At 32.3% G+C, this 16,247-nt stretch carries 17 protein-coding genes; 5 read left to right on the forward strand and 12 right to left on the reverse strand.

Features of this window, described 5'->3' with window-relative positions; all coding sequences use genetic code 11:
* Positions 1 to 81: 81 nt before the first annotated feature.
* On the reverse strand, positions 82 to 465 hold the full coding sequence (locus QYS48_RS04585; RefSeq protein WP_308357709.1) for an STAS/SEC14 domain-containing protein: 384 nt from the start codon (positions 463 to 465) through the stop codon (positions 82 to 84).
* A gap of 267 nt (positions 466 to 732) precedes the next feature.
* Here QYS48_RS04585 and QYS48_RS04590 point away from each other — a divergent pair, with 267 nt between their 5' ends.
* A complete protein-coding gene (locus tag QYS48_RS04590; RefSeq protein ID WP_308357710.1) occupies positions 733 to 963 on the forward strand; it encodes a cytochrome b5 domain-containing protein in 231 nt (76 codons plus the stop codon).
* Here the strand turns inward: QYS48_RS04590 and QYS48_RS04595 are convergent.
* Positions 952 to 2,097 (reverse strand): Na/Pi symporter, encoded by a 1,146-nt coding sequence (locus QYS48_RS04595; RefSeq protein WP_308357711.1) that lies wholly within the window; start codon positions 2,095 to 2,097, stop codon positions 952 to 954. The genes QYS48_RS04590 and QYS48_RS04595 overlap by 12 nt on opposite strands.
* A gap of 342 nt (positions 2,098 to 2,439) precedes the next feature.
* On the opposite strand from QYS48_RS04595, the gene QYS48_RS04600 reads away from it, so the two are divergent.
* Entirely contained in the window at positions 2,440 to 3,579 is a 1,140-nt protein-coding gene (locus QYS48_RS04600) for a hypothetical protein (RefSeq protein WP_308357712.1), read from the forward strand.
* Positions 3,580 to 3,603: 24 nt separating this feature from the next.
* Here the strand turns inward: QYS48_RS04600 and QYS48_RS04605 are convergent, their stop codons facing one another.
* The 6 genes from QYS48_RS04605 to QYS48_RS04630 form a co-directional block, all read right to left on the reverse strand.
* Complete coding sequence (locus tag QYS48_RS04605; protein WP_308357713.1) at positions 3,604 to 3,933, reverse strand: hypothetical protein; 330 nt, start codon at positions 3,931 to 3,933, stop codon at positions 3,604 to 3,606.
* Between the two features lie 154 nt (positions 3,934 to 4,087).
* Positions 4,088 to 5,554 (reverse strand): hypothetical protein, encoded by a 1,467-nt coding sequence (locus tag QYS48_RS04610; RefSeq protein WP_308357714.1) that lies wholly within the window; start codon positions 5,552 to 5,554, stop codon positions 4,088 to 4,090.
* A 174-nt stretch (positions 5,555 to 5,728) separates the two neighbouring features.
* On the reverse strand, positions 5,729 to 6,775 hold the full coding sequence (gene arsB / locus QYS48_RS04615; RefSeq protein WP_308357715.1) for an ACR3 family arsenite efflux transporter: 1,047 nt from the start codon (positions 6,773 to 6,775) through the stop codon (positions 5,729 to 5,731).
* The gene (locus QYS48_RS04620) at positions 6,775 to 7,389 is read right to left on the reverse strand and encodes a protein-tyrosine-phosphatase (protein WP_308357716.1); all 615 of its coding nucleotides are present in this window, start codon (positions 7,387 to 7,389) and stop codon (positions 6,775 to 6,777) included. The genes arsB and QYS48_RS04620 overlap by 1 nt, the downstream gene beginning before the upstream one ends.
* A gap of 29 nt (positions 7,390 to 7,418) precedes the next feature.
* A complete protein-coding gene (locus tag QYS48_RS04625; protein WP_308357717.1) occupies positions 7,419 to 7,886 on the reverse strand; it encodes a DUF6428 family protein in 468 nt (155 codons plus the stop codon).
* Between the two features lie 45 nt (positions 7,887 to 7,931).
* Complete coding sequence (locus tag QYS48_RS04630) at positions 7,932 to 8,261, reverse strand: helix-turn-helix transcriptional regulator (protein ID WP_302103396.1); 330 nt, start codon at positions 8,259 to 8,261, stop codon at positions 7,932 to 7,934.
* A gap of 172 nt (positions 8,262 to 8,433) precedes the next feature.
* Here QYS48_RS04630 and QYS48_RS04635 point away from each other — a divergent pair, with 172 nt between their 5' ends.
* Positions 8,434 to 9,030 (forward strand): chemotaxis protein, encoded by a 597-nt coding sequence (locus tag QYS48_RS04635; RefSeq protein ID WP_308357718.1) that lies wholly within the window; start codon positions 8,434 to 8,436, stop codon positions 9,028 to 9,030.
* Between the two features lie 20 nt (positions 9,031 to 9,050).
* On the opposite strand, the gene QYS48_RS04640 is transcribed toward QYS48_RS04635, so the two are convergent.
* Together QYS48_RS04640 and QYS48_RS04645 are read right to left on the reverse strand one after the other, a co-directional pair.
* Positions 9,051 to 10,616, reverse strand: coding sequence for a GMC oxidoreductase (locus tag QYS48_RS04640; protein ID WP_308357719.1), 1,566 nt, complete (start codon positions 10,614 to 10,616; stop codon positions 9,051 to 9,053).
* Positions 10,617 to 10,728: 112 nt separating this feature from the next.
* A complete protein-coding gene (locus QYS48_RS04645) occupies positions 10,729 to 11,637 on the reverse strand; it encodes an oxidoreductase (RefSeq protein ID WP_302103392.1) in 909 nt (302 codons plus the stop codon).
* 165 nt (positions 11,638 to 11,802) lie between these two features.
* Here QYS48_RS04645 and QYS48_RS04650 point away from each other — a divergent pair, with 165 nt between their 5' ends.
* Positions 11,803 to 14,346: a hypothetical protein gene (locus QYS48_RS04650; RefSeq protein ID WP_308357720.1), complete on the forward strand. Its 2,544-nt coding sequence runs from the start codon at positions 11,803 to 11,805 to the stop codon at positions 14,344 to 14,346.
* Complete coding sequence (locus QYS48_RS04655) at positions 14,337 to 14,924, forward strand: AsmA-like C-terminal region-containing protein (RefSeq protein WP_308357721.1); 588 nt, start codon at positions 14,337 to 14,339, stop codon at positions 14,922 to 14,924. The genes QYS48_RS04650 and QYS48_RS04655 overlap by 10 nt, the downstream gene beginning before the upstream one ends.
* Before the next feature lie 153 nt (positions 14,925 to 15,077).
* Here the strand turns inward: QYS48_RS04655 and QYS48_RS04660 are convergent, their stop codons facing one another.
* Complete coding sequence (locus QYS48_RS04660; RefSeq protein WP_308357722.1) at positions 15,078 to 15,536, reverse strand: GNAT family N-acetyltransferase; 459 nt, start codon at positions 15,534 to 15,536, stop codon at positions 15,078 to 15,080.
* Between the two features lie 18 nt (positions 15,537 to 15,554).
* Positions 15,555 to 16,235 carry a DUF4386 domain-containing protein gene (locus QYS48_RS04665; RefSeq protein WP_308357723.1) on the reverse strand — a complete coding sequence of 227 codons (681 nt, stop codon included), beginning with the start codon at positions 16,233 to 16,235 and terminating at the stop codon, positions 15,555 to 15,557.
* Between the last annotated feature and the right edge of the window lie 12 nt (positions 16,236 to 16,247).

A 16,247-nucleotide genomic window follows, 5' to 3' on the forward strand; every position in this document is an offset into this window, starting at 1 on the left:
CCCCTGCCTTTTTAATTATTGTTAACCTACACTAAAATAAAACACACACCTGTATAGTACTTAAATCCTATAAATTCTTAGTTAAGATTTCAACCAAGTTCTAGCTTCTTCTAAGCTATTGAAATATTGAAAGTTGAGTTTCCCTTTCTGCTTATCTAAAATATTTTTTGCCGCAAACTTTCTAAATACATCCTTTGAAACTACAACGGCAATCTTATCTACTTCCTGAGCAGCACGCGGTATCAAATCATTTGAAACCCATTGTTGATCTTGTAATGATAAAACACCAGCATCAGTATTATTCTGTAACCAATTATTGATTTCTGGTTTTTTGCTTAATTCGTAATTAGCTTCCATTACCTGGCGATAATCATCAGTTGAAACAGCCCCTTTGAAAGTGATCATTGCAGCACTTAATTCTTGTACTTCTTCGATTTTAATGTTTTCTGAAATTGTTGTAGTCATGTTCAATTGGAAATAAATAATAGTACAAAGCTAATATATAATTATAAGATAAAAGGAAGCAGGAATTTAATAAAATTACAGAAGTAGTTAAAAAGTCTTTTTACAAGTTTTTCATTTAGATGAATCTGATTTAATGTTAAATAGTACCATTTAAAATACTTAAGGATTAAGAAACAATAATTACCGATTGATTACTTTTGAATTCTGCTTTAAATGAAGACGTAATAAAATTTTGTTTTATTTAATTTCGCCTATAAAATTAACTGAATGAAAAACTATAGCCCCCAGCAGTTAGCATTGAGGAACGGACAAGATAGAGAGGAAATATGGATTGCTTACAAAGGTATTATATATGATGTTAGCAATTCTAGGTTGTGGAAAAATGGTACACATTACGAACACTGGTCAGGTCAAGACTTAACGGATGAGCTTAAGGATGCCCCTCATACAGAAAGAGTATTCGAAAAACTTGAAATTATTGGAAAACTAACGAACTGAATCTTTTTTATCAGAATTATTAGCTTGATCTCGTTCCTCATTCAATTCAATTTTATGATCCCTTGCTTTAATGCCATCTTCTTTATTAAAAGATATCAGGATAAACGGAATTAAGAAGAAGGTCAGAATAATATAAGCAAAACCTGCTATTCTAAATCTCATCGCTAACCTGCCAAATGACTTAGCCATTTTAACCGGTATATTTCTAATGATTGGAAATGGAAGGAATATTAAAACTCCAATTAAATTAAAGAATAAGTGCACTAATGCTATACTTACTGCTGCTTCAGATTTAAATAAAGCTGCAATTAATGCCGTGATCGTAGTACCAATATTAGCCCCCAAGATAAAAGTGAAACTTTGTTTTAAATTAATTTTACGAGTAGCCACAAAAGGTACAATTACTGAGGTAGTTACCGAACTACTTTGAACACCCGCAGTAAAAACGGTTCCCCAAAAAAATGATTTATAAGGACTACCAAAGAAGTAACGCTGCAAAAATTCTTTTGAGCCACCTGTAATAGATTTATACAAAGTTTTAGATAGAAACTTAACCGCTACAGCAAGTAAAACAAAAGATAAAGTCGCTAACAATAACGGATATGGAATTAATTCACCTAAATAAAGAACAAAGGGTTTTGTCAATAAGAAATATCTAAATTCATTTTGTTGAGCAACATAATCAGCACCTAAAATAAAACTTGAGGTAGCCGAAGATAAACTAGATAATACTCCATAATTATATTCCAAAGGGAATAATATTGCAACAACTAGTATATTAAAAAAATCATGGACAACCCCTGCACTAATTGCTTTTCTGAATTCATCTCGCTGTGTAATAAAGCTTAAGGATACTAGAGTACTGGTTAAAGTAGTTCCAATATTAGCTCCCATTATCATGGGAATAGCATCGGAAAAATCTAAAGAGCCAGAAGCCACCACTGCCACTATCATGGAAGTACTTGTACTACTACTCTGAATTATGGCAGTAATTAATAAGCCAATAAACAAACTAATAAATGGATTTGCTGTAAGGTTAATGATAGAGTCAGCAACATCTTTATTTAAAAGTCGGAAAGAATACCCTATAAAATCTATAGCTAATAGAAATAGAAAAATATTAAACGCAATCAATGCTCCCCTTTTCAGGATCGATTGCCAACTTTGTTTAGTATGTAGAACAGAGGTTTTAATGATTTAATATTTTAAGGTTATTTCAAAGTGCAAAAATATAATCTTAAAAAAGGAATTTTGCATTTAAGAAGTAAAACAATTGTTAAGAATAAAAGTGCAGAAAAACAGCAAATAAAGCTATTTTTAAATTTTAACTTAAAAGTAAATTAAGTTAATGTGAATACTATTAATAATTAAGTAATATAGTTAATCATTTTTTAACTCATTGTTTCACTAAGAATAATTAGATTTGTGCTTGAAAAATAAAATTGCTTAAGCGGCAATATTGAATAATATTATTTTATGGCTAAAAAAGCATTTGAAAAGTATAATAGAAGCCGGGTCACAGAGGTAACTTACCGCACCTTTGAGATTGCCAGAAGAGAAAAAGCTTTTATTACCCTTATCGCTGTTTTAACTTTCCTTTGTGGAATATTTACTCCTTATCCTAATATTGCAATGTGGATAGGTTTTGGTATTGCTGCTTATTCGGCAATTGCAAATGACAGTATTCAAACTATAGGAACCTTTATCGCTTCTAACAGCCATAGAAAATGGTGGATTCTCTGGTTATTCATGGGCTTAATATTTTTAGCAACGGTTACCTACAGTTGGGTTGTTTATGATGGCGATGTGAGTCATCAACGATTAGCCTCAAAAGGATTTAATGAAGCCCCTGAAACTTTTAGCTTTTTACAATTAGCCGCTCCTGTTTTACTCTTAATCTTAACCAGATTAAGAATGCCTGTATCTACTTCTGTACTACTTTTAAGTGCATTTTCTACTCAGGCAAGTTCAATAGGAAAAGTATTATCAAAAAGCTTCTCAGGTTACATTTTAGCTTTTGTAGTGGCTTTTATAGTATGGATTTTAGTTAAAAAGTTAGTCTCAAAATATTTTACAAGTAGAAAGCCTGCAAAATTCTGGACTCCTTTGCAATGGGTAACAAGTGGAGCACTTTGGTCCATTTGGATTGCTCAAGATGCTGCCAACATTGCTGTATTTTTACCTAGAAGTTTAGGCATTTATGAATTTATTGGATTTGCCGGATTCATTTTTATTGGTTTAGGCGTACTATTCTTCCTAAAAGGAGATCGAATTCAAGGCATTGTAAATGAAAAAGCTGGAGTAACCGATGTAAGAGCTGCTACTTTAGTTGACTTAATATATGCCATACTTTTATACTATTTCAAAGTAATAAGCACCATTCCTATCAGTACTACATGGGTATTTATAGGTTTATTGGGTGGAAGAGAATTAGCGATTGCGCTAGGAAAAAAACGAGCAAAGAAACGCAAGAAGTCTTCTGCTAAGGCAGGTAAACTCTTGGGAAGAGATTTCCTTTACGCTACTATAGGTTTGATTCTTTCTTTACTATTAGCATTCGCTATTAATTCTGATTTAAGAGAAGACGTTTTGGAAAGTATCACAAGTGTGTTTTAAATACTCTTTTTAGCTAAGTGAATTCTACCAGATAGACTCACCAGTCTGTTCTTTCCAAACTGTTGAATCGTCTATTCTTAATAATTCATTATTCTGGATAATTTTAAATTCAATATTTTCAAATTGGGAATTACCACCTTCTTCTGAAAAGATGATGACTTTGTTTTTTTTAACAGTATAGCTAACCTCATAAATTATATCGGTTAACATAATCGTGGCATTATCTTCATCAATGAACTCAAGTTGCTGATGGCAATTAATGAAAAAATTAGAATCAACTTGAGCTTTTTCACATTCCTCTTCAGTATCATAAAAAAGATGATTGTAAATCTTACCTGAAAAATTAGCATTCAAGTCATTGATACTTGAACATTGGAATGATATTAACGCAAATAAACAGGAAATTATCAAAAATATTAAAGGCCGCATAACTTGAATTTTAGTGATTGACAACTATAACTAATAATTAGTTGGAAGTTAAAATAAAGAATAAGAACTAGAATCTATATTATAAAAGAGAGTCTCCTTTAAATATTTCCATTTCTAATAGATCCTGTTCAGCAGCTATTCTTTCAGGACTTTTTGTCTCTAATCCTCTTAAGTGCCGATCGAAAAATGAGATCGTCAACTCAGTTATTATTCTGTTTCCTAAATAAGGATTAATCTCACCCGTTCCTGCTACTGAATTAAGTGTTACCATGAACGGTATATCCATGAAATTTGCATGAGCTGATTTTAACAACTTTGCTTCATAGAAATAATCAGTACTCTTTTTCTTATAGATATGGGAGTTGATGTCTTCATGATCAGCCGGCCAATCTGCGGAAACATATAAATACGGGATATGGTAAACTGTATCAATTTTACTACCCCATTGAATTCCGTCTAAATTAACAGCAGCCTTAATTCTATTATCTTTCATAGCCAAATTTCCAGCTGTACCCCCTCCAACGGAGTGACCTAATGCCCCTATCCTATCCAAATCAAGCTTTCCTTTCAATAAACCCTTATTGTTCCAATCATTCAGTAAATTGGTGATAAAAACCATATCTTTTGCCCATCTATCTTGAATATGGCCTTCAAAATAGTCTTGGATTGCATCTCTAACGATCGGATGTCTTTGATCATAACTCAGACTATCTTTAAAAGCATCAATAACAGGCCCCATTTTCTCCATGAAATGAGCTGATATCTTTCTCTGATAATCATAATCAAAATATTTTTTACGACCATCTGGAAAAGTAACACCCAGGCTTTCATAAGTATGGTTCATATTAATAATTACATAACCATGACTAGCAAGTTCAGTTAGCAAAGCATAATAAGCTGTAGCTTTAGAACCATAACCGTGTGAAAATAAAATTACAGGAAATTTCCCATCGGCCACTTGAGCATTTTTATAAACATATGTTTCAACCTGATCTAAATAATTAAGAGCAGATGCAGGTAAACCATACTTTGTGGCAAAGCCTTCTCTACTTGCTTGATCTACATAGCGTTCAGCTTCTAATTCTTCTTTTTCTGTCTGAACTGGGTACCAGACTTTCACCATTAGTTCTCTTTTATCTGTAGGATCTTCTGTAATCAATTCATCCAGATTAGTTTTTACATAAAAGGATTCAGATCCGACCTTATACTCACCAGTAGGTTTTGGGAGATCAAAAACGGGTAATACAATAGGTAAAAGCCAAGAAACACTTAATACTATAAGCATTAAAAAATAGCCTAATCCTCTTAAAAAACTAAACTTAGCTTTTTGACTAATATCTACAGCTTTTATGCGCCATACTAATACAACTACAAGCAAATAAGCTGGGAACATTTGCCATCGAAAACCCTCTATTAAAAGGTGTAGAATTAAAACTGATCCTAAAATTGCAAATAAATAGTTTGACTTAATCCTTTGTAATAAAGGGCGCTTAATAAATGGAAGAATTGTAACACATAACAACAAGATAATTTCAAAGAGTCTCATAATATTCTTGATTTGATTTTATATGAACCAAAGCTAGAACTAGGCTATTTTAAAATCAATGTCATATAACACCCTAAATAAGTTATCTATCGATAATTCTAAAATTAACTGAGAATCAAAATCTTTTAAGTGATTTTGATAACTGAAGAATTCAAAATGTATACTATTCGCTATCTAAACTGCTTGTGTTTTAAAATATTTATTGCGCAGCCAAAAAGATACTTTTACCAATAAAATTAGTGCTGGAACTTCAACTAATGGTCCAATTACTCCCGCGAATGCCTGACCTGAGTTTAGGCCAAAAACTGCAATCGCAACTGCAATGGCTAATTCAAAATTATTACCCGCTGCCGTAAAGGCTACAGAAGCCGTTTTATCATATTTTGCTCCTACAGCTTTTGAAATAAAAAAGCCTATTAGAAACATTAAAGCAAAGTAAATTAATAGAGGAACGGCTATAATAAGAACATCCATTGGTATTTTTACAATTAGTTCTCCTTTCAAAGAAAACATAACAAGAATCGTAAACAGCAGTGAAATTAAAGTTAAGGGAGAAATAGTTGGTATAAATATTTCTTTATACCACTTTTCTCCTTTCCAGTTCACTAAAATAATTCTGCTTAGTATTCCTAATAAAAAGGGGATACCTAAATATATCGCTACACTTTCAGCAATTGTAGTAATTGAAATATCCACGATAGATCCTTCAAATCCAAAATAGGGCGGAAGTATGGTTATAAAAATCCATGCATAAAATGAATAGGCAAAAACTTGAAAAATACTGTTTAGCGCTACTAATCCTGCTCCATATTCACTATTTCCATCAGCTAGGTCGTTCCAAACTAAAACCATGGCTATGCAACGAGCTAATCCTATTAAAATTAAGCCCACCATATATTCTGGGTAATCACTTAGAAAAATGATAGCCAGGAAAAACATTAAAAATGGACCTATAATCCAGTTTAACACAAGTGAAGTGGATAGTATTTTAACGTTTTTGAAGACCTTTGGAAGTAATGCATAATTAACTTTTGCTAGAGGTGGATACATCATTAGAATCAATCCAATTGCAATTGGGATATTTGTAGTACCTGATTTAAATGTATTGATAACTTCGGGTAAATTAGGAAAAAAGTATCCTAGACCAACTCCTGCAGCCATCGCTGCAAAAATCCAAAGTGTTAGGTTTTTATCTAAAAAACTTAATTTCTTCACTGCCATTATCTATTATTAATTTGAGAGAATACATAATAAAACTCTGATGCAATCTGCATACTTCTTTCTATATATTTTTCTTTCTGGATTTCGGTATTATCAAATTGCTTAGGGTCTTCAAAAGTAATAGCAAATTTCTGATCGGCACCATTCACAATAGGACAAGCTTCATATGCAGCATCACAGGTCATAATAGCACCAAAGTTTGATTTTGGATTAAAATTATGCTTAAGGCCCTTAGAAAATCCTATTATAGGATGTGCATTATCAGCATATTTAATACTGTAAACAGGATTGGAGCCTGCAGAAAGTTTATTTATCACAAATCCCGAAGATTCTAATACATTAACCACCTCTGGAAACAAAGCGGTAGCTTCAGTACCCGCTGAATAACAATTAACTCCATTTATGCCAAAATAATAAGAAAAAGTTTGAGCCCAAATTTGCGATAAATGACTTCTTCTCGAATTATGGGTGCAAATAAAATTCAAATTAACCTTTTCCTGATTATTAATTTTATGCTGGATATATTCAATAAGAGGTTTTAGATTTTCTTCCCTTTCTAAAGAAATTGAAAAATCTCGAATTTGCTCTATTGTTACTTTTAGATTTTCAAACACGGTATGTTAGTTTCTATTTTTATCTTCTATTAACAACAGTTTCCGTTTGGATCGCAAACTGATTCATTTAAATCAGCTAGCTTTAATTTTGGTTTACTATTAGGTATACCACAATTATCTTTTACCAAACAATCAGTTTGTTTGGTGGTCAATAAAAAAGCACCTCCATTAAAATCTAATCCGTATTTTTCAATACTTTCACCTTGGTATTCTACTTCAATTTCCAGATCGTCAGAAATATTCAAAGTCTGTTGAGACAATTCAATAATTTTTACCAGTTTTTCGGGATGCAAACGGTGGTTATAATCATTAGCATTCCATAATTGAAAGTTAACCACTTCCTCTTTTCGAACGGTTCCTCCACAATCTATAAAGTTTTTAGTGATTTTCCCTACTTCGGTTACATGAAAATGCTCTGGAACTAATTCCCCGTTTGGCAATTGAAAACTAATTTCTGATAATCCGGTAAGCTCTTTTTTAATTTTTGATAAATTCATAATTATTATTTATTGTAATATTACGATTAATAGAGTCAAATTTTTTTAACAACAGTCCGTTGTGCTCAATTTTTGATTAAAAAAAGTATCTAAAATATGCTTCATCTTATCCCAGACTTCTTCATTAATACAATAACAGACACTCGTTCCTTCAATATTTCCTTTGATTATTCCTAAGCTTTTTAATTCTTTCAAATGCTGAGAAATTGTAGCTTGAGCTAAGCCTATTTCGCTTACTAAATCACCACAAACACAAGCATTTAATTTAAACAGATACTCAATAATCGCTACTCGTGCTGGGTGAGCAAAGGCTTTTGCAAATCGAGCTACTTCATTTTGTTGGTCGGAAAATATGTTGGTCTTAGATGCTCCCATAATTTTTATAATCGTGATATTACGATTAATGTTTCAAATTAAAAAGAGATGTAATCGTTACAACTAAAAAAACATACTAGAGATAAATAAAAACTTTGAAAAATAATGTGCTTCATTAATAGAAACTGCCCTGAATTCTTATCTTTAGTGGAAAGATTTTAATATCACTGCTATGTCGTTAATCAATAAAATAAAATGGATTTTAGGAATATTAATGGTTTTTATTTTAATCATCAGTACCAACCTTATAGACAGAAAAAATTTTCAACGAGTTAGGGATTCAGTGGTTAGTATTTATGAGGACAGGCTCTTAGCTAAAGAAATCATTTTTAATATCTCTAATATTTTGCATGAAAAAGAAATAGCACTTGTGGAATATGATACCGCATACTTTTCTATCATTAATTCTCAAAAAAATAAGGAACTCAATTCTGAACTTGAAAAATTCAAGAAAACGAAACTTACTAAAAAAGAGGAAAGAGTTTTTAATGATTTACAAACAGATTTGAGCAGTATTATTGAACTTGAAAAGAATATTGATACTAAAGATTTTAAAGACAACAAAAATCTAAACGATAAAATTAAAATCGCAAATCAACATCTAAAACAACTCTCGGAAATTCAGATTACTGAGGGAAACAGGCAATTATCAATTAGTCAAAAAGCAGTTCGCAATGTTGAGTTGTACACTCAAATCGAAATCTACATTTTGATCTTCCTAGCTGTTATTATTCAAATAATAATTATGTACCAGCCTAAAAATGATTAGAGATTGGTTTTAAATTAATTCTATTTATTAGCCTTTGAAGGTATTTGATCCATAGCATGTTCTGCAATAGCAGTAATAGATAAGGATGGGTTAACACCTGGATTAGCTGATATCATAGAACCGTCAATGATATACATATTTTTATAGCCAAAAACTTCATTCTTTTCATTTATTACCCCTTCTGATGGATTGTGTCCCATTACTGCTCCACCTAAAATATGTGCTGTAGAAGGTATTCCTGCTAAAGTTTCAAGTGCGAATGAGGTTCCTACACCATTAACTGCCTTACTGTATTCTTTTACTAATTTCTCAGATTCAGGAATAAAAGGAGTAGGTTTTTTACCTGAACTCATAGTTGAACTCATCCCTCCAAAAATATTTTTCCTAAATCTTATTGTGCTGTCTAATGTTTGCATGAAAAGCAATACTACTGTCTTTTTTGCCCAGCCATTTATAAAATACGTTTTAATATACTTAAACGGACTCTTTACCACTGCAAAAAAAGCTTTGACTAATCTAGTAAATGTATTTCCCCCTGTTACATAAGGAAAGTGAACCAATTTCCAGGCATTTGATCCTTCTGAATATCTACAAATCTCTAAGTGGCTGTTTTCATCGGTATCTAATATACTACCAATGGCTACTCCTTTTGAAAAATCCTTTTCTTTATCTAAAGTCGAAACACTAACTAATGTCTCATTATTGCTTCTAATATCTTCTCCAATTCGGTCTGATAACTTTGGAAGTGATTTATCCTTCAACCTTAACAGTAATTTTACAGTGCCCATCACACCACCAGAAAAAATTACGCCCTTGGCTTTTACTGTCTTATTTTTCTTAAAAAACTTGGTGCTCGACTGCATGGATATTTCGTATCCTTCATCAAGGTTTTCTTCATTTATTGCTTTTACATCAACAACCTCCTGCTCTGCTAAAATTTCAGCACCTTTATTTTGAGCCAAATAGAGATAATTTTTATCCAATGTATTTTTCGAATTATTCCGGCAGCCTGTCATGCATGCACCGCAATGATTACATCCTGTCCTTTCAGGGCCTTCCCCTCCAAAATATGGATCCGGTTTAGTTACATTCTCTTCTCCAAAATAGACTGCAACATTGGTGGCATCAAATTTTGATTTAAGATTGAGTCGATCGGCTACTTTTTCAAGTCCTTTATCACCATCAAAAAGTTTGGGATTCTTAGCAGCACCAAGCATTCTTAAAGCCTCATCATAATAAGGTTTTAAGGTGTTTTCCCAATCCTTTAATTGTGACCAACTACCCGTTTTGAAGAATGTAGTTTTAGGTACTGGTAATGTATTCGCATAAACTAAAGATCCTCCTCCTACACCTGTGCCCGAAAGGATTACAATATGTTTGAATATAGAAAGCTTCATGATTCCAAAAAATCGTAGAGCTGGTACCCATAACCACTTTCTGAAATTCCAGTTTGTCTTTGGGAAATCTTTCGCTTTATACCATTTCCCCTTTTCAACTACTAAAACTTTATACCCTTTTTGGGAAAGCCTTAACGCACTTACAGAGCCACCGAAGCCACTCCCAATAATCACATAATCGTAATCCATTAATTAATCTATCTTATAGATTTCAAGATAATAAAAATAATGAGATCATATCATTTTATTAAGTTAGAACCACTGTGATAATTTTTATTATTTGGTTCATTTATTTCAAAACCTATAAAAATTTTAAGCCTGATAATTCTTCCGAAACCTCCCATAATCTTTTTGCAACAGTCTCATCTTTCGATAAATCGGTAGAACTAGCAATGCCAGGTTTACCTTTCATTTCGTTAAAGCCAGTAGGTCCGAAATAATCACCTCCTTTTACACCATTTGCAACAGCAGCCATGAGTGTAGGCTTAGCCCCTTCACTTGGCGCATGAGTCAAAAATGGGCCTAAGGTATATTTTAAAATAACAAATAATAATTTGGGCATATGTCTACTCAATTCCGTAGGAGAAACTCCAGGATGAGCAGCTGTTGATATGGTATTTTTATAACCTTTTCTTTCTAACCTTCTTTGTAATTCATAAGCAAACATTAAACATGCTAGCTTAGATTGTCCATAAGCCTCTGATGCAGAATATTTTTTCTCACTCTGCAGATCATCAAAATTAATTTTCCCATTTTTATGTGCTATCGAACTTAATGAAACAACCCTTGAATCTGGAGTATTCACAATAGTATCAAGTAATAAACCAGTAAGCAGAAAATGACCTAAGTGATTGGCTTCAAATTGTAATTCAAAACCATCCTTAGTTTTCGTATAAGGCGGCATCATTACCCCTGCATTATTTATTAATACATCTAGCCTATCATATTTAGATTGGAATTCTTTTGCGAAGGATCGAACAGATTCTAAACTGCTTAAGTCAATTTGAATGAACTCTAAATCTGCAATAGGAATCTCTTTTTTAATTCTATCTATTGCCTTATTGGCTTTAATCGCATTTCTGCAAGCCATAATTACTTTAGCACCTTTCTTAGCCAAAACTAATGCGGTTTCAAACCCTAAGCCTGTATTTGCTCCAGTTACAATGATTATCCTTCCATTTTGTGATGGCAATTCTTCAATTAAGCCCATAACTTTCTTTCGTTTAGATAAATAAGTTACATTCTTAAATTCATTAATACTAAATTTTATCCTCTTATGAATACATTAGTCTATGCATGAGGAATATAAACTCTACAATTATTAAATTGCTACATGATTAACACAGGAAAAAAATGGTTTAAAATAATATTTATTATGCTATTGATAATTGTAATTGCCTCAGCAGTTATAGTTACTCTTGCTTACAGTCATCAAGATACTGTTGTTAAAGAAATAGTAAACAAGGTGAATCATGATTTCAAAGGCCGTATTGAAATCTATGACAGCCATATATCTCCATTTCAAAACTTCCCCTATATTTCAATTGATTTAGAAGATGTAAAAATATTTGAAAGTAAAGAGGATAGTGCTGAGATGCTTTTGCATATTGAAGATATTTATCTAGGATTTGACATTTTGTCAATCATAAATGGTTCGTATGAAGCTAAGAAAATAAAATTATCGGAAGGCTACTTAAAACTGGTGCAACATATTGACGGATCGTTCAATATATTAAATGCAATAACGAATGAAGCGGATGAAGATGAGACAACAGATTCAGAATCTACCCATCTTGATTTACAGGCAATTGAGCTTGAAAATATTGACCTTTTAAAGCTTAATGAGGAGAATAATATATTAATTGAAGCTTTTATAGAAAAGGCTAATTCTAGTTTTATGTCCACAGAAGAACTAATGGAGATTAAGCTTGAAAGTAATTTTTTATTTAATCTAATATTGGATAATGACACCTCATTTTTACATCATAAGCATGTTTCAATATCAACAAGGCTTAAGTTTGATGCACAAGAAAACAAACTAGCAATCACACCATCTGAACTCTTAATAGAGAAAGCACTATTTATGATGGAAGGTTCTATTGATGTGGATGATGATATGAATCTGGATTTACATTTTAATGGTAACAAACCAAATTTTGACTTATTTCTTGCTTTTGCACCTGAAGAGATCAATCCTGTTTTAGATCGTTATGATAATGGTGGAAAAATTTACTTTGACGCCACCGTTAAAGGTAAGTCTATAAACAATTATTCTCCTCAAATCCAAGTTGATTTTGGTTGTTCAGAAGCATTTATCAATAATACTTCCTCTAATAAAACCGTAAATGATTTATATTTTAAAGGACGTTTTACGAATGGGGAAAAACGCGATCCTTCTACGATGGAGCTAGTTATAGAGGATTTTAGTGCAAAACCTGAAACAGGTGTATTTAGCGGTAATATAGAAATAAAGAATTTTGAATCCCCTGAATTTGACATTCAGCTGATTTCTGAATTTGATCTTGGCTTTTTAGCACAATTCTTAAACATTAACAATCTGGAAGAATCTTCAGGATTTGTCTCACTGGAAATGAACTTTCATGACATTATTGATTTAACTCAACCAGAAAAAAGTATTGAACGCTTAAACGAATCTTATTTTACAAAGCTAAAAGTGCAGGATCTTAATATACAGAGTTCCGTATATCCTTTACCCATCAAAAATGTTAATATACGTGCACAAATGGATGGTCATAGGGCTTTAATTGATCAATTAGATTTCGAAATTGGAAAATCTGATATATCTATAAATGGAAGCCTCTCCGATTTACCAGCCATAATTCATCATACCAATATTCCTGTTGATGCAGTATTGAATATATCTTCAAACACATTGGACATAGAAGAACTAAGTAGTACGTCTTCGGATAGCGCTGCAGGCTTCAAGGAAAAAATAAAAGACTTATCCATGCGATTTACCTTTAAAAGTTCTGCTAAAGCTTTCACGGAATCGCCCAATTTACCTTTAGGAGAATTTTTTATAGAGAAACTTCATGCACAGCTTACAAACTACCCTCATGAATTACATGATTTTAATGCCGATGTTTTCATTGATACTGCTAATTTCAGAGTCATTGATTTTACTGGCATGATCGATGAAAGCGATTTTCATTTCAATGGAAAGCTAGAGAATTATGACCTTTGGTTTGAAGAAACACCAATTGGAGATACCAAAATTGATTTTAATCTAAATTCTGAATTAATACAATTAGAGGACCTCTTTACTTATGGTGGTGAAAACTATGTTCCAGAAGACTATCGACATGAAGAGTTTAGTGAATTGCAACTTCATGGTTTAGTCGATATGAAATTCAATGAAAAATTAATAAGTACTCAAGTAGATATTGATAGATTAGCAAGCAATATGAAAGTACATCCCATGCGCTTTGAAGATTTCAAAGGTAGCTTTTTTATGGATAGCAACGTTTTCAAGGTAACAGATGCCTCTGGAAAAATAGGGAACTCTGATTTCAGATTGAGTTTCACTCATTACAATAATGATAGTATTTCAGATATACCCAATTCCTTATCGTTTAGCAGTACTCAGTTAGATTTTGATCAGCTATTTGCCTACAATCCACCACCAGAAGGAGAAGAAATTCAAGAGGTAGATCATGAAGCAGGCTTTAATATTTTTGAAGTCCCATTTACAGATATGAATTTCGATTTGAATATAGATGATCTAAACTATCATCGTATACATCTGAGGGATTTCGCTCTTAATGGTAGAATGCAGAGCGATCATTATATTTATCTAGATACTTTAAGTTTAAAATCAGCTGGAGGATCTATTGGATTAAACGGTTACTTCAATGGCTCCAACCCAAAGCTATTTACTTTAGCCCCAACATGGAATTGAATAATATTGATCTGGATCAGCTACTTTTTAAATTTGAAAATTTTGGTCAAGATCATCTGGTTTCAGAAAATCTACACGGTCGACTATCGGGTTCTATAAATGGAAAAATTCATTTACATGCAGACATGGTTCCCATCATTGATGATTCCGAATTACATATAGAAATGAAAGTGGTAGAAGGAAGTATAAATAATTATTCAGCTTTTGAAGCCCTATCAGATTATTTTTCAGATAAGAATTTATCAATTGTGCGCTTCGATACTTTGCAGAATACTCTCGATTTAAGTCAAGGCTCTCTTTCGATTCCAGCCATGACTATAAATTCAAGCTTAGGATATTTTGAAGTTTCTGGAGACCAAAATACCGACCTTTCAATGGATTATTATGTTCGTATACCCATTAATGTGATTACTAAGGCGGGAATGAATAAAGTATTCGGAAAGAAAAATAAAGTGGATTCTACTCAAATTGATGACATTATTGAGAAGGATATAGATAAAAAGACTCGTTATCTGAATCTTAGAATTACAGGCACACCAGAGGAATATAGTGTTCTTCTGGGGAAAGATAGAAAGTAATTCTATTCTCTTTCAGTAGGTTTTTTGTCACCTTAGCTATGGTCTAACAATAGGGCAATTTCTTATTCCACCAAGTAACTATAGATGAATATGGAATACAGATTAGGAACTAAGAATCTATTCTTTATTTGTAAATATTCATAAACACCATGCTTAACTTTTTAAAGTGTTAAAGTTTCTTTTTTCCAACTTCATAAGCGTAATATTCTCCGAATAAAAAGGTTGAGTTTCTCCAATAATAGTACCCCCCATTTTTTGAATTAGTGGTACCACAGCATCTCTTGCTTCAATAACTAAATGGTCAATATTATAATTAAAAGATTCTTTTATTGAAAAGCTAGCTAACTTTTCACCATAGCCTTGTCCTCTTAATTCAGGATGAATTGAAAATCTTCCCCAATGCCATTCACCAGATTCAATCCAAGTGGCAGCAACACCTATTATTTCCTCATCATTTTTAATACCCCACCAAAAAATTTTCTCTGATTTGATTCTAATAAGATCAATCGGGATATTCTGTTCCCGATTGAAAATTAGATCAAGAAATGCATAAATTTTATCTTCATCACGATTTGATAATCGACTTACTTTTATGTTGTTAAATTCAGACATTTTAACAAACCTTATTTATCAGGAATTCTCTGCTGGCCTAATACCAAAAATTAGTAAATATCCGATCATCCAAAATTCACCAATTGAAGCTGGAATTTGAAAATAGCCAACCCAATCAGCTGAAATACCTCCATAGGATAAGAATGTACTTATAATATATCCAAATCCTCCAAGGATTAAAATTCTTCCGAGCCAAACAGGCATTCTTTTGGAACTTGTGATGATGTAACCAAAGGGTAGTAACCACAATCCAAAAAATAATCCTCCTATCAGCCATGCATTAGCTATGATTGCTTGTAGAGTTTCAATAATGATGAGATTGTCTGCAATAAGATTAGAGGATGATAATTTGATAGCAACTCCCATGGAAATGGCGCTGATCAAGATAATAGATGAATTTACCGTACCCCAGATAGCAGTTGCTAGCGCTGCCCAATCATTTATTCCTTTAAATAATCTATAAAACCATATGGCTGTTAGTGCCTGAGAAATAATAATTCCGAATTCAAATAATAAGCGAATTCTTGCTGTAGATTGGTTTTCAATCAAGTTGTTTAGCGTTTCATTGGCATCAGGGCTATAGACTTGAGAATTAAAAACCATAAAACCAAATACTCCGGTGATAGCCAATAATAAATACCAAATACCCGTTACTCTTGCAGTTTTTATTAGCTGATTGTGTTCATTGATTGTAGTCATAATTATTTTTCT

Source organism: Marivirga arenosa (assembly GCF_030503895.2).
In the GTDB taxonomy this organism is placed as follows: domain Bacteria; phylum Bacteroidota; class Bacteroidia; order Cytophagales; family Cyclobacteriaceae; genus Marivirga; species Marivirga arenosa.